Annotated in this window: 13 protein-coding genes and 1 pseudogene; 8 read left to right on the top strand and 6 right to left on the bottom strand. The window is 63.9% G+C overall.

The window, feature by feature from the left end:
- The 5 genes from QZM72_RS01275 to QZM72_RS01255 form a co-directional block, all read right to left on the bottom strand.
- Complete coding sequence (locus tag QZM72_RS01275; RefSeq protein ID WP_301736908.1) at window positions 1–789, bottom strand: energy transducer TonB; 789 nt, start codon at window positions 787–789, stop codon at window positions 1–3.
- On the bottom strand, window positions 779–3169 hold the full coding sequence (locus tag QZM72_RS01270) for a TonB-dependent receptor (RefSeq protein WP_089471244.1): 2391 nt from the start codon (window positions 3167–3169) through the stop codon (window positions 779–781). Before QZM72_RS01270 ends, QZM72_RS01275 begins: the two co-directional genes overlap by 11 nt.
- 95 nt (window positions 3170–3264) lie before the next feature.
- Window positions 3265–3468 (bottom strand): hypothetical protein, encoded by a 204-nt coding sequence (locus QZM72_RS01265; protein ID WP_301736907.1) that lies wholly within the window; start codon window positions 3466–3468, stop codon window positions 3265–3267.
- The gene (locus QZM72_RS01260) at window positions 3465–3929 is read right to left on the bottom strand and encodes an Lrp/AsnC family transcriptional regulator (protein WP_089471243.1); all 465 of its coding nucleotides are present in this window, start codon (window positions 3927–3929) and stop codon (window positions 3465–3467) included. Before QZM72_RS01260 ends, QZM72_RS01265 begins: the two co-directional genes overlap by 4 nt.
- Before the next feature lie 136 nt (window positions 3930–4065).
- Entirely contained in the window at window positions 4066–5013 is a 948-nt protein-coding gene (locus QZM72_RS01255; RefSeq protein ID WP_089471242.1) for a DUF4880 domain-containing protein, read from the bottom strand.
- Between the two features lie 115 nt (window positions 5014–5128).
- Here QZM72_RS01255 and QZM72_RS01250 point away from each other — a divergent pair.
- Window positions 5129–5245, top strand: a pseudogene (locus QZM72_RS01250) (SDR family oxidoreductase); the annotation flags it as partial.
- A 28-nt stretch (window positions 5246–5273) separates the two neighbouring features.
- On the opposite strand, the gene QZM72_RS01245 reads toward QZM72_RS01250, so the two are convergent.
- Window positions 5274–6476, bottom strand: coding sequence for a sugar transporter (locus tag QZM72_RS01245; protein WP_089471241.1), 1203 nt, complete (start codon window positions 6474–6476; stop codon window positions 5274–5276).
- A gap of 201 nt (window positions 6477–6677) precedes the next feature.
- On the opposite strand from QZM72_RS01245, the gene QZM72_RS01240 reads away from it, so the two are divergent.
- From QZM72_RS01240 to QZM72_RS01210, 7 genes are all read left to right on the top strand, one after another.
- The gene (locus QZM72_RS01240) at window positions 6678–7352 is read left to right on the top strand and encodes an HAD family hydrolase (protein ID WP_089471240.1); all 675 of its coding nucleotides are present in this window, start codon (window positions 6678–6680) and stop codon (window positions 7350–7352) included.
- Between the two features lie 521 nt (window positions 7353–7873).
- On the top strand, window positions 7874–8836 hold the full coding sequence (locus QZM72_RS01235; protein ID WP_089471697.1) for a cyclopropane-fatty-acyl-phospholipid synthase family protein: 963 nt from the start codon (window positions 7874–7876) through the stop codon (window positions 8834–8836).
- 13 nt (window positions 8837–8849) lie between these two features.
- The gene (locus QZM72_RS01230; RefSeq protein ID WP_089471239.1) at window positions 8850–9944 is read left to right on the top strand and encodes a methyltransferase type 12; all 1095 of its coding nucleotides are present in this window, start codon (window positions 8850–8852) and stop codon (window positions 9942–9944) included.
- A gap of 12 nt (window positions 9945–9956) precedes the next feature.
- Entirely contained in the window at window positions 9957–11015 is a 1059-nt protein-coding gene (locus tag QZM72_RS01225; protein WP_301736906.1) for a Rieske 2Fe-2S domain-containing protein, read from the top strand.
- Between the two features lie 26 nt (window positions 11016–11041).
- Complete coding sequence (locus QZM72_RS01220; protein WP_256979810.1) at window positions 11042–12064, top strand: Rieske (2Fe-2S) protein; 1023 nt, start codon at window positions 11042–11044, stop codon at window positions 12062–12064.
- Window positions 12039–12902: a DUF6402 family protein gene (locus QZM72_RS01215; protein ID WP_256979809.1), complete on the top strand. Its 864-nt coding sequence runs from the start codon at window positions 12039–12041 to the stop codon at window positions 12900–12902. Before QZM72_RS01220 ends, QZM72_RS01215 begins: the two co-directional genes overlap by 26 nt.
- The gene (locus tag QZM72_RS01210; protein ID WP_144030181.1) at window positions 12878–13309 is read left to right on the top strand and encodes a hypothetical protein; all 432 of its coding nucleotides are present in this window, start codon (window positions 12878–12880) and stop codon (window positions 13307–13309) included. Before QZM72_RS01215 ends, QZM72_RS01210 begins: the two co-directional genes overlap by 25 nt.
- Window positions 13310–13315 lie beyond the last annotated feature (6 nt).

The raw sequence follows: 13315 nt of genomic DNA, 5'->3' as shown, positions 1-13315 counted from the left end.
TCAGTCGTTCAGGTTGAATGCGATGGGTTGGGAAGCTTCGACCGAGCGCGCGATGCCCGCGGTCTCGTACGGATGACAGCGGCCGGCACGGATCGCCGCGACGGCGGCCGCGTCGAGCAGCGGCGAACCGCTGCTCTGCGCCACGCGCGCGGACGTCACCGCGCCGTCGGTGCCGATGCTCAAATGCACGACCACCGTGCCTTCCTGCTGCAGCCGTCGCGCTTTCGCCGGGTAGTCGGGTCGCGGCATCTGGCATCCCAACTGCTTCAACTCACCCGCGCTGATTTGCTTCGGCGCGTCCAGCAGGTTCGGCCCCGGCGCGGGGGGCGCGACAGGTTGCGCCGGCGCCGCTTCGGGTGCGGGATGCGGCGTGGGCGACGGCGCGGCCGGCTGCGGCTGGGCGGGTTTCGGCGTCTCCTGGGGTGCCGCTTCCACCGTGCGCGGGCTCGGCGCGTGCGACGCCAGCACGTGCGCCTTTTCCGGCTTCGCCGGCGCCACCGGTTTCGGCGGCTCGGTGCGCGGCTTGGGCGGCGCAGGCGGTGTCGGCGCGGGCCGCGGCGCCGGCGCGGCGACCAGTTGCACCTGCACCGTGCCGCCCGCGGGACGTCCCGCCTCGAGCCTGAGCGTCACCGCGCTTTGGTGAACCGCGACGTACAGCCCCAGCGCATGCGCGAGAAGTACCCCTGCGGCACACGCGATGCGGCGTGTGCGCGCATGGAGTACCTGGGACGTGTTCTCGCGCGCGGCGACGTCGTCCCAGGGGCGGCCGGGCAAGGAATCAGAAGTCATAGGTTCCGGTCAGCATGACCGTCCGCTCCGGTCCCATCGGGATCATGCTGGACGTCGTGCTGCTGTAGTAGAGCTTGCGATTGAATACGTTCTTGATCGAAAGATTCAGGCCGTAGCCCTTCTTCCGATAGAACAGGCCGAGATCCGTCTCCACCTGGCTGGGGATGCGATACAGCCCGCCCGAGCCGATGTACTGTCCGCTTGCAAAAAATAGTCCGGCGCCGACCCCAAAACCCTGGAGCTTCTCAGAGCGAAAGTTATAGGTGGCCCACAGGCTCGCGCTGTTCTTGGGCAGGTTCACCGCCAGAGTGGTGGTCGAGGGCTGCACGAAGTCGTTGTAGGTGTAGCTGCCCACCACGTTGACGCCAGGCAGCGGCTGGCCGCTGATCTCCGCTTCGAATCCGCGGCTCACCGCGCCGCCGGCAGGAAGAGAGAAGCCGCGATGGGCCGGGTCGGCAACGTTGTAATTGCTGAACGAGGTGCGGTAAGCCGAGGTCGTGATGGCCAGCTTGTCGTCCAGCAGGTTGAACTTCATGCCCACTTCGACTTGCTGGCTGATTTGCGGTGGGAGCACACCGCCACCGAAACGAAGCGCCGTGCCCGGCTGGAAGCCACGGTTGTAGCTGGCGTAGACGGCAACCTCGGACGTCAGTTCGTAGAGCAGGCCGAGGCTCGGGCTATAGGCGTTCTGATGGCTTCCCGGTGGTGGGTTACCGGCGTAGGTCGCATGTGTCAGATAGGTATCCCGGCGCACGGACGCGAGCGCATGGAAATTCTTATAGGAAAACTGATCTTGTAGATATAAACCGGTTTGAGTGAAGTAGGTAGTGTTATTCGGCATCACGTTTCCGGTGTCGGGAGACGGAAGCGCAAATGAGCCGAAGACATTCGGAATGGAAATGAATTTCGATGTCGTGGTGTCAGACTGATGCTGGCTGTAGCGAAGAACGTCCCAGCCCGCAATCACCGTATTTTTCACAGCGCCGATATTGAACTTGGCTCGCAGGTAATTCTGGAAGCTCCAACTGTAGAAATCCGAGACCGAATCGAAGTTGTGGAACAACATGCCGTTGGTCGCCGAGAGCGGCGTCGCCGTTGTCCAGGCTTGCTGCGTTTGTTGGGTCCGCGTATAGGAACCCTTGCTCACGAAGGTCAGCGCCGTGCCGAGCTTTTGTTCGAGGTGAACGAAAATATTGTCCGTTTGCGCGCCGAAATGGTCGGACGGCGTGCCAAGCGGCCTGTCGATATAGTTTCGATAGATGTCGCCCTTGGCATAGCCGACGGTGAATGGCGGAACCGGCTCGCGATTGACCGTGCGCTCATATCCGACCGTCACATCCGTGGTCGAGTCCTTCCATTGCAGGGTCGGTGCGAAGTAGAAATTTCTTTCGCCGTCATATCCCATCGAATTCTGGCCGACCCGTTCACCCGAGATGATGAAGCGATACCGGAGCTTCTTGTCGGCGGTGATGGCGCCCGTGCTGTCCAGTGCGATCTGCTCGCTGCCGTAGGAGCCGTAGCCCACCTGGATTTCGTGAAACGGATCAGCCTGAGGCGTCTTCTTGACGATATTGATGACGCCCCCCGGCGGGCTGTTGCCGTTCACGATCGCCGACGGGCCCTTGACCACTTCAACGCTCGAGATGGCGATCGTCGGCGTGACGTTGGGCGCCGAGCCCACCGTCGCGAGCCCGTCCGAGGTCAGGTTCTGCGCCGTGAACCCGCGAATCGTGTAACTCGGCACGCCCAGCGGCCCCGGCCGCGTCACAACACCGGAAGCATTCCTCAGCACATCGGAGAGCGACTGAGCGGCCTGGCTCTGGATCACCGCCGCATTGATGACGCTGACCGATTTCGGCGTCTCGCTCAGCGGCACGTCCGAGCGCGCATAGGTGGACGACGATTCCGCGACGAAGCCGGTACCGCCGGAGTCCCGGCTGGCCGCCACGCTGATGAGCGGAAGCGTGGTATCGACAGGCCCCACGGAGGCCGCTGCCGCCGACGCCGCAGCGGGCGCCGCCGCGGCAGGCTTCGCAACCGCCTTCTGAATGGTCAGACCACCGCTGCCCGTCGCGACGAGTTCGAGGCCGGTGCCTCGGAGCGCTTGTCGAATCGCGGCCTCGGCGGTGTAGCTACCCTCGACGGGCGATGACTTCAACGATTGCACGAGGCCCGCGTCGTAGCTCAACCTCACGTTGGCCTTCTGCGCGATTTCGACCAGCGTACGGTCCAGCGGACCGCTCGCGAGATGCCACGACTGCTGGGCCGCCTGTTGTGCATGCGCCGACGCCGCGATGAAAACCTGTGCGACGGCGACCGCGATGGCAACCCCTGATGCCTGGCTCGAGATAACCCGGCGTGTTCTGATGTTGAGCTTCACGTTTGAACCGCTCCCTTGTCGAATGTATTGGCTCTTCGTCCGTTCTATCAGTATTCCTACGCGTAACCGCGTCATCGTCGTGTCGCAAAGTATCTTCATACTTCAAATCGGGCGTGGGTCAGCCTCTTGCCCGAACGCGTCATCGATGAAACAAGTCTATCGTCCGGGTCTGGAATGTTTTTTTGAAACAATTCCCTTGCGCTGCCCGTTTTGGAATTCCATTCCGCGGTTTCCGCCGCGCCGGTGAAATTCCGTCCTTCTCCGCCGCCGCCGACAAATTGCCCGGCCCGTGCGGTCACAGCATGTAATCGAGCGGTAATACGGTGGTCTGCTTAATGGTCTCCATCGAGAAGCTGGAACTGACGTCGAAGATGTCGACCGCGCCGATCAAACGCCTGTATACGCTGTCGTACGCGTCGATATGCGGCACCACCACCTTGAGCATGTAATCGATGTGCCCGCTCATGCGATGAACTTCCACTACCTCGGGAATCGTCGCCACGACGTCACAGAAGCGCCGCAACCACGCGGCGGTATGTTCCGCGGTCTTGATTTCCACCAGAACGGTCACGCCCACGTTGAGCTTCTTCGCATCCAAAAGCGCCACGCGACGCGCGATCACGCCGTCCTGCTCGAGCTTCTGAATGCGTCGCCAGCATGGCGTCGTCGAAAGGTTCACGCGGTCGGCGATCTCGGCCACCGAGAGCGTGCTGTCCTGCTGCAGCACGGACAATATGGACTTGTCGATAGCGTCGAACACACTTCCTCCACTCGAGTGCACGGGTTGATGTCGAGCGATTCGATGCGCTCTTATTTACCTTGTGCAACGAGCGGCGAAAAGTGACACCGCAAATCGAAAAAAAATTCGGTGGGGGCCGGAGCAGCAGCCTGCGGTTTCAGGCAGGAGTGGCGACGGCGAGCATCTTGCCGTACAGATTCAGGGAAAACCCGAGGCTTTCGGCCAGTTGCCGGAGGGCGGCCGGCGCGTCGTCGAGCGGAAAGACACCGCTCACCCGGCGCGACAGCGCGGCCTCCGGAAAACGGATATAGCCGCCGAAGTAACGGCCCAGCGTTTCGATCACGTCCGGCACCGCGCGATCGAGCACGACCAGCGTGCCGCGCGTCCACGAGAAGATGTCGGCCGACGTTTCGGGCATGCGCGCGATCTGACCGCCCGACAAGGACCACGCCGATCCATCGGGTACCCGCAAGCGGCGCCCGCGAGGCACGGCGAGGACCGCGTCGCCGCCTTGCACGGCCACGACGGTATGCAGGCGCAGAACGTCCACGCTCACGCGCGCCCGCTCGGTGCGAACCATGCCGTCGCGGGTGGTCACGACGACAGGCTGATAGCCGGCGCGATTCGGATCGGTTGCAACCTGACCGGCAGCCAGATAAAGGTCGGCTTGCTCACGTGCATGGGTATACACCCGCGTGGCCGCGCCGGCCGTGACCGAAACATCGCCGTCGAACTGGACTCTTTGCGGGACCACATCGCCATTGTGGTAGTCCGCGTCGAGCGAAAACGTCGAAATGAGCTGGCGCGTACCGATCCCGGCGAGCACGATGCCTCCCAGGCCCGCGCCGGCTTTCAGCCATCGTCTGCGGTGATGCGACGGCTCATCGAGCGCCCGCCGCACCGCCGTACTCGACGTGCCCTGCAACGGCCCCAGCCTGCCGAGCCGCTGCTGCAGCCGCGCCCACGCTTCTTCGTGGGCCGGATCCGCGCGCCGCCATGCCAGGAATGCGTCGCGCTCGTCCTGCGAAATCTCGCCGGAGCGCAGCCTCACTTCCCAGTCAATCGCCTCTTGCGCCACTGGATCGAGCGTGGAGTTACCGTTCATGAGCGTCAATCAATCGAGGGCGAACGGCCGTGCCGCAAACGCGGCCCGTTGCCGAGCCGCGAATTTCGGAACACGGGTTTCGCGCGGAGCATAACACGCCGTATCGACGCCGGCCGGCCGCCGGGCGTCATCGGCCGGGATAGCGACGATCGTCGCATTTCTCGCGTCGGACGATGCCCGCTATGTGTCGGGGCACGCGCTCGTGGCCGACGGCGGCTATTCGGTCGCGTGATCCACCGGACGCGCGCCGCGCGGCGGCTTCAATGCGCAGCGGCCTCGACCGCCGCTTCGCGTTTCGCGTGCAGCCACAACGCGGCCCACGCGACACCGGCCGCGAGGATCGCGACCACGCCGCCGAACGTGCCGATCCACGGCAGCCCGAAGTCGCCCGCGATATGGTTGCCGAGCAGCGCACCGGCGCCGATACCCACGTTGTACAGCCCGGAGTAGATCGACACGGCGAGATCGGTCGCCTCCGGCGCCAGCTTCAGCACCCACGCCTGCATCGCCAGCCCGAAGCAGACGATCGCGCCGCCCCACACCAGCGTGTGCACGGACAGCGTGACGATGTTCAGCGCGCACGGGAACAGGATCAGCAGGCAGCCCGACAGCGCGACGATCGACGCGAGCAGGAAATCGTCGGGCCGGTGCGGATAGATGCGATTGAAGCAGACCGCGGCCGGCAGGCCGGCGACGCCGAACAGGATCAGCACGTACGTGATCCGGCTGCTGCTCGCATGGTTGATGCTCTGCACGAATGGTTCGATATACGTGTACGACGTGAAGTGCGCGGACACGACGAGCACGGTGATCGCGTACAGCGCGACCAGCGCCGGCTTGCGCAGGAACACGCCGATGCTGTTCAGCGACCCGGCGCCCTGGCTCGGCAGCACCGGCAACGTGGCGCGCAGCAACAGCAGCGTGGCGCCCGCCGCGCCGGCGATGATCAGGAACGTGACGCGCCAGCCGAACGCCTCGCCGATCAAGCGGCCGAGCGGAATCCCGGCCACCATCGCGATCGCCGAGCCCATCGCGATCAGGCTGAGCGCACGGCTCTTGCGGTCGCTCGGCGCGAGCCGCACCGCGAGCGGGATCGAAATCGACCAGAACACCGCATGCGCGCATGCGATGCCGAGCCGGCCGATCATCAGCACCGCGAAATTCCACGCGAAACCAGTCACGACATGGCTGCCGATGAACACCAGCAGCGCCACGCTCAATAGCTTGCGGCGTTCGACGTGCCGCGTGACGAAGGTCAGCGGCAGCGATACGACCGCGACGGCCCACGCGTAGATCGTCAGCATCAGGCCGACGGCGGTCGGCTGCATCTGCAGGCTGTCGCCGATCGCGCTCAGCAGCGCGACGGGCACGAATTCGGTGGTGTTGAAGATGAAGGCGGAGAGCGCCAGGGCCAGAACGCCCCACCAGGATTGTTCGGAACTCACGGCGTCGGGGGTTGCCATACGGGGATTCGACGAAGGTTGGGCGCGCGCGGGCGGCCCGCCCGGCGCATCGGCGCGATTGTACCAGCGCCATTCGACACGCCGCCGCGAGGCGCGGCGCGGGCGGCGCGGGACATGGCGGTGACACGGCCGCGCGCCGATAATGTGACGAATTGGGTTTGCCGACGATTTGCCCGAATGCCATCGGGCCAGGAGATTCGCATGCGCATTGAAACGTCATTTCTGTTCGATCTCGACGGCACGCTCGTCGACAGCGTCTATCAGCACGTACTCGCGTGGAAGGAAGCGCTCGATGCCGAAGGCATCGAACTGTCGGTGTGGCGCATCCATCGCAAGATCGGGATGAGCGGCGGCCTGTTCCTGAATCAGTTGCTGCGCGAGACGGACGGCGACATCGACGCCGACCGTGTCGAACGGCTCGCGCGGCTGCACGCGGCCGCGTACCAGCGGCTGCGCGCGCAGGTCCGGCCGCTGCCCGGCGCGCGCGAGTTGCTGGCCGCGCTGTCGAGCGCCGGCATTCGCTGGGCGATCGCGACCAGCGGGCGGATGGAAACCGCGGCGATCAATCTGGAGGCGCTCGGCGTCGATCCGGCGAAGAACGTCGTCGTCACGCGCGACCAGGTGAAGTATGCGAAGCCGGACCCCGACCTGTTCCTGACCGCCGCCGCGAAACTGAACGTGCCGATCGAGCATACGGTGGTGGTCGGCGACAGTATCTGGGACATGCTCGCCGCGAGCCGCTGCCGCGCGCTGGGCGTCGGGCTGCTGGCGGGCGGGTACGGCAGCGACGAGCTGGAACGGGCGGGCGCGCTGCGTGTGTACGACGATCCGGCGGATCTGCTGCGGCATCTCGACGAGATTGCCGCGCGGCCGTAGGCGCCGGCGGGTCACGCCCGCCTCGTCCGACCGGGCAGCCGGGCGCGATCCTTCTCGGCGCGGCTGCCCTGTTTCGATTCATCGAATCGAAACAATCCGGATTGCCATTGACGATCGCGATTTAATTATTTTACCGATGCTTGTTTTCCCGTGTTTTTAAAACGGACGGGAAGATTCTTGAAAAAACGAATCACCTCTCATATAACGAATACACCTCGCGTCCGGTTCACGATCTTGGTATCCGGATCACGAAAATGCGAGCATCATACGGAGCCGAACCGCCCAGCCGGCGCAACCCCACGTCGCCAGAAGGCCTGTGCATGATATGGGGTCTGCATCGCGATACTGCGTTACGGCGCCATTTCCGCCATTTATTCGGGGCTCTATAAATGCGCACGGATATTTCCCCTTCATAACGCTTCGACAGAAGCATGACATCGATTTATTCGATCGCACGATCGCACGTATCGGCGGGCATCGTTGTGTCCGGCTTGACGGAAATGGACGACGCGAGGGTTTCGATGAATCAGATCAGCGAACAGGCAATCGCCGACATGCGCGCGCCGCACCGGGCGCCCGCGCTGCCTATCCGGGTGCTGCATGGCGAGACGGTGAGCGACTACGAGCAGAAAGTGCAGGCGACCTACGCCGGCAGTCCGGACGACTGGCGCAAGGCGATCGGCGAATACCTGTTGTTCCAGTTCGGCGTCTACGACGATCCGCGCTCCACGCCGCCGATCTCGCTCGATGAATCGGGCATTCGCTACTTCGAACGCCAGCTTCGCCTCGCCGGCTTCGACGACCCCGTGCCCGCGTGCGTCGAGCGCATTCTCGACATCGGCTGCGGCTGGGGCTACATCCTCAAGTATCTGGCGGGCCGCTTCCCCGGCTGCATGCGCCTCGACGGCATCAACGTCAGTCGCGAACAGCTCGACTACTGCGCCCGCTTTCATGCGCAGCACGGGCTCGCTCGACGCATCAACCTATACCAGTGCAACGCGCAGGACGTCGACCGACTGCCCGATCCCGCGACACCGTACGATCTCGTGATCATTCGCGGCGTGATCTCGCATTTCCCGAACGCGCTGTACGAAAAGGCGATGCGCGCGCTGCATGCGCGGGTGCGCGGCGGCGGGTCGGTGATCATCTCCGATAATCTGTACAACGTCGAACTGAGCGAATACCAGTCCGACACGCCGGACGAGATCGACCGGATCGCGTGCAAGCACCGGAAGACGCCGGACTATTTCAGGCAGGTGCTGATCGACGCCGGATTCGCGATCCGCGACATGCGCGTGCTGCCGTCGAACATCGACGTGGCACGCTGGCTGATGGATGCCAAGGCCAACATCGACCGCCATTTTCCGCATCGCGCGCCGGACACGCTGGAGGAATTGCGCGTGCTCGCCGAAAACTGGTCCGTCGCGCTGATCAAGAACAAGGTGTCGACCTACAGCATCGTCGCGGTCAAACCGGACGCGTAACCTGGAGATTCCCATGCAAGCATCCGGAACGCCGCGCGTCGAGAACGTCGTGCCGAGCGCGACGCACACGCTGGTGCTGCCGCTGCCGCGGCTCTTGCTGCCCGTTGCACGGCACCCGCAGCACGAAGCCATCGAGCGGCAACTCGCGATCGACGACTATCCGACCATCCTGCGGCACTATCGCAGCGACGCGGCGGCACGCCGCTTTCTCGCGCAGCGCATTCCCGCGTATGGCAGCCTGTGCTATCCGAATGCGCGGCCCGATCGCGCGTACACGATCCATCGGATGATGAACGTCACGACGCTGATGGACGACGCCTTCACGCATCTGGCGCGCACCGGCGACCAGGCGGGGCTCGACACGTTGCGCGATCATTGCCTCGCGGCCGTCGACGGCATGCCGCCGCCGGCCGATGTGCCCGCCGCGCGACTGCTGCACGACACGCTGTGCTTGATGCGCACCCGGTGCGACGCGCGCCCGGCCTTCTGGCAGCGGTTCGTCGAATGCGTCCGCGCGCAGATCCGTACGCAGGCCGATCCGACGGCGACCGACGCATCGCGCCTGTCGCTCGCCGACTATCTGGCGTTTCGCCGGGTCGAGGGTTTCGGCCACTGGATCACGCTGCTCACCGAATACGCGCTCGACATCGACATGGAGCAGCGCCTCGCGCAACACGCGGCCCTGGCCGACGCGCGGGACAGGACGATCGATTCGGTGATCCTCGTCAACGACCTGTTTTCGTTTCGCAAGGAACGCTCCGCGCACGAGCGATTCAATGCCGTCTGGATCCTGATGCGTGTCGAGCAGTTGAACGTCCAGGCGGCGCTCGACCGGCTCGCGGCGCTCTGCACGTCGAACGAGCGCCGCCTGATCGACGCGCGCGAAGCGGTCGCGACAGGCGTGCTGGCGGACGACGCCGACGCGCAGGCCTACGTGACGGAGCTGGGCTACATGAGTGCGGGCAACGCGGAATTTCACGCGTTCAGCACCCGCTACCACGGCGACGATCTCGGCGGCGGCCGCTTCGCCGGCGGTGAAGTCGCGATGACGGCGCTGCCGACGCTCGAGGAAATCGCGGCGGCGGACCGGCATGCTTCGCACCGGTGACTGGAGACGCGCATGCACGCATCGATCCCCGTTGTGCCCGAAGCCGCCGCCACTTCCCGACATCGCTACCCGGACGGCTGGTTCGCGCTGGCCTACGGCCGCGACGTCAAACGCGGCGCACTGATCGTCACGCGCTTCATGGGCGAGGACGTCGTGCTCTATCGAACGGCATCGGGCCTGATTCGCGCGGTCGCGCCACATTGCCCGCACCTCGGCGCGCATCTCGGGCATGGCGGCGTCGTGCGCGGCGAGGAGATCGTGTGCCCGTTCCATCACCTCGCGTTCGCGCCGGACGGCACCTGCGTGCGCGCAGGACGGGACGGCAAGCCGCCCGCCGCCACGCTGCGGCAGCGCCACGTGCTCGAATGGAACGGCCTCGTGCTCGCGTGGCAGGACCGTGAGGGCGCACCGCCGTCGTGGTCGCTGCCCGAACTCGATCTCGACGGCTATTCGCGGCCGCGCGGCGCATGCCACACGCTGAATGGCAGCCTGCAGAATCCGGCCGAGAACGGCGTCGACGTCAACCATTTCAGCCCGGTGCACGGGTGGTCGAATCCGGTGCTCGAACCGCCTCAAGCCGACGGCTACCGGATGACGATGCGCTCGACGCTCGTACTGCTCGGCCAACGGCTGCTGCTGGACATCACGATGCACGGCCTTGGCTGCATGGCCGCGCGCATGGAACTGCCGGACCTCGGGCTGCATGCGCGGGTCGTGCTGTTCCCGACGCAGATCGAACCCGACCGCTGGACCTGTCGCGAATTCGTTGCGCTGCGCGTCGAACGCGCATCTGCGTGGCCGTCGCCGCTGCGCCGGGCCGTGCACGAGATACTCGTGAGCGCCGCGTACCGGTTGTGGTTCGTGCCGCAATTCAAGCGCGACCTGCGCATCTGGGATCACCGCGACTACGACGCGCGCCCGACGTTGATGGCGGGCGAGATGCCGATCATGACGTTCCGGCGCTGGGCTGCGCAGTTCTATCCGGCGGCCGGCGATGACGTGCCCGTCGGACAATGCGACGCCGTGCCGGCCGCCGCCGCCGCGCACGCCGGTAGGGAGTTCGCGCGATGAGGGCCATGCCGATGCAGGAGCACACGATGCATGCAACCGGCCCCGTCGACGAAACCGCGCCGCTGCCCTATCCGGACGGATGGTTCGCGCTGTGTTTCAGCCGCGAGCTGAAGCCGGGCACCGTGCTCACGACGCCTTTCATGGGACGCGATGTCGTGCTGTACCGGACGGCTTCCGGCGTCGCGTGCGCGGTCGACGCGTATTGCCCGCATCAGGGCGCTCATCTGGGCCACGGCGGCACGGTCGACGGCGAGCAGATCGTCTGTCCGTTCCATCACTACGCGTACGGCCCCGACGGCCGGCGCACCACCGCCGGCTGCGCGAAAAGCGGCCACGCGCTGACGCTTCGCACCCGGCACGTGCGCGAGTGGAACGGCTTCGTGTTCGTGTGGCAGAACGCCGATGGCTTCGCGCCGACATGGGAACTGCCGGAAGTGGACATGACCGGCTTCTCGGCGCCGGTGGGCCGGGCTTTCACGCTGCGCGGCGTGATGCAGAACCTGCCGGAAAACGGCTACGATCTCGAGCATTTCGGTGCGCTGCATCGCTGGAAGGACATGAAGCCGCATGCGCCCGTGATCGACGGCCCGCGCATTTCGATGCAGGTGGACATGGCATGGAAGAACGTCAAATGGAGCACGCTGATCGGCGTTCATGGCCTCGGCTGCGTGTCGTCCGACCATGAAATGAAGGCGATCGGCCTCGAAGCGAAGATCTTCGCGTGCGGCGTACAGATCGCGCCGCTGCGCTGGACGTTCCGCGACGGTATTTCGTTCCGCTTTTCGTGGCTGTCGCGGTGGCCGGCCCCGTTGCAGCGAATCGTCTATGCGGCGCTCGGCCGGTTGCTGCACCGACTATGGCTGGTGCCGGTGTTCAAGGAAGACATCATGGTGTGGAGCCATCGCGATTACACGGGCTACGGGACGCCGGTCGCGGGTGACGGGCCGTACCCGGTGTTTCAGCGATGGGCGCGGCAGTTCTATCCGAGCGAGGGTCGCGCGGCGGCGCAACGGCGTGCCGCGCATGTGGACGCGTTCGCCGAGAAGTAGCGGGAGCCGGCGACGGCAACGACGAACTGGAACGCGCCGGCGCGCTGCCCGGCAGCATCCGGCATTTCGCGCACCTCCAGATAGCTGGGCGAGGTTGAGAGAACTGCTACGGCATGTGGTGAAAGAAAAATTCGCATCTTCGGTAGATTTCGATTTTCAGACGGTTGGCGATAAAGGCAATCCCGTCGAGTTTTGCAGGAAGTGGCAATTTCAACTCGTTAATGTGTCCAGCTTTGACACGACGGGAGGTCTCCCGTATGCGCCGACAGATTTGACTGCTGCTCTCGCGAACTTCAACATCTATGCCGCCATTGGACGCGCAGAGTTTTCTGGAGACAAATATTATAAATACGACAATCATGAAAAAACCAAATCCTACTGCATCGACTTGATTGCATCCATAACGCACGTCTATGCATACATAAAAGATAGCTACTCCTTCAATGACGAGAAGTTGCCATCGGGCAGCCAGTATTTGGGACACTGGAATAAAAAAGGCATGGTTATCACGAATGGAGGGCGAATCAGGGAGATTCTATATCGAAGCGGCGTCAATTCGAATCTTGGAGACTCCCTCGACATTGAATCCAGGATTAAATGGAAGTATCTGATTGATGATTTTCTGGATAAACCTATCGATACGCGGAAGGGCCTGGTCAGGAAATTCAGGGCTTGTGACGTGCACTACCCTGTTTTCAACAGAACCTACAACGATTGGAGAATCAAGCATAATCGCGGAGAGGATTTCGTGATATATTCCCAATTCCGATACCTCAAGTTGACAAACCCCATTAAATTGAGCCTGGGCGAAATATGCAGGTCACCAGAAAAAATTTAATCGCATTCGCGCTCGTTTTGGCGCTGGCGATTCCGTCTCTTATGTTGCGGAAATCATATGGGGGTTGCGAAAACTATACTCAGACTCTTAACGGAGGAACGAAAGAGTTCGGTGGCGAGAAATACAAAATCGAGCTGTGTGGGGCACGTCGCTCCTTTGGCGACGGCGACGAAATTCGGCTCCGGGTGATAGGCCCGGCCGGAGAGGTGCGGGCGGAGCGGTATTTTTCGGTACGCACGATTAACGACGCAGCCCCTCGGGAACTGGAGTACGGCGACGACACCATTTTCTACTACGACCAATCGAAGTCGTCTCCATTGCGCTTCATCGCCATGCCGCCTTCCAACGTCGATGGCTGGACGGCGCGAATACCTTTGCTGCAACGACTGATCGCGTTATTTTCTTGATTTCGA

This window comes from Burkholderia sp. AU45388, assembly GCF_030481585.1.
Classification (GTDB): domain Bacteria; phylum Pseudomonadota; class Gammaproteobacteria; order Burkholderiales; family Burkholderiaceae; genus Burkholderia; species Burkholderia sola.
Note: the sequence above shows the minus strand (reverse complement) of the source record. Positions and strands in the feature narration are given on the sequence as shown.

What these genes read in the sequence shown, in the direction of transcription:
- QZM72_RS01245 (WP_089471241.1), bottom strand. Translation starts at nt 6,476, where the DNA reads ATGGCAACCCCCGACGCCGTGAGTTCCGAACAATCCTGGTGGGGCGTT.
- QZM72_RS01230 (WP_089471239.1), top strand. Translation starts at nt 8,850, where the DNA reads ATGCAAGCATCCGGAACGCCGCGCGTCGAGAACGTCGTGCCGAGCGCG.
- QZM72_RS01220 (WP_256979810.1), top strand. Translation starts at nt 11,042, where the DNA reads ATGCATGCAACCGGCCCCGTCGACGAAACCGCGCCGCTGCCCTATCCG.
- QZM72_RS01235 (WP_089471697.1), top strand. Translation starts at nt 7,874, where the DNA reads ATGAATCAGATCAGCGAACAGGCAATCGCCGACATGCGCGCGCCGCAC.
- QZM72_RS01215 (WP_256979809.1), top strand. Translation starts at nt 12,039, where the DNA reads ATGTGGACGCGTTCGCCGAGAAGTAGCGGGAGCCGGCGACGGCAACGA.
- QZM72_RS01210 (WP_144030181.1), top strand. Translation starts at nt 12,878, where the DNA reads ATGCAGGTCACCAGAAAAAATTTAATCGCATTCGCGCTCGTTTTGGCG.
- QZM72_RS01255 (WP_089471242.1), bottom strand. Translation starts at nt 5,013, where the DNA reads ATGAACGGTAACTCCACGCTCGATCCAGTGGCGCAAGAGGCGATTGAC.
- QZM72_RS01240 (WP_089471240.1), top strand. Translation starts at nt 6,678, where the DNA reads ATGCGCATTGAAACGTCATTTCTGTTCGATCTCGACGGCACGCTCGTC.
- QZM72_RS01225 (WP_301736906.1), top strand. Translation starts at nt 9,957, where the DNA reads ATGCACGCATCGATCCCCGTTGTGCCCGAAGCCGCCGCCACTTCCCGA.
- QZM72_RS01275 (WP_301736908.1), bottom strand. Translation starts at nt 789, where the DNA reads ATGACTTCTGATTCCTTGCCCGGCCGCCCCTGGGACGACGTCGCCGCG.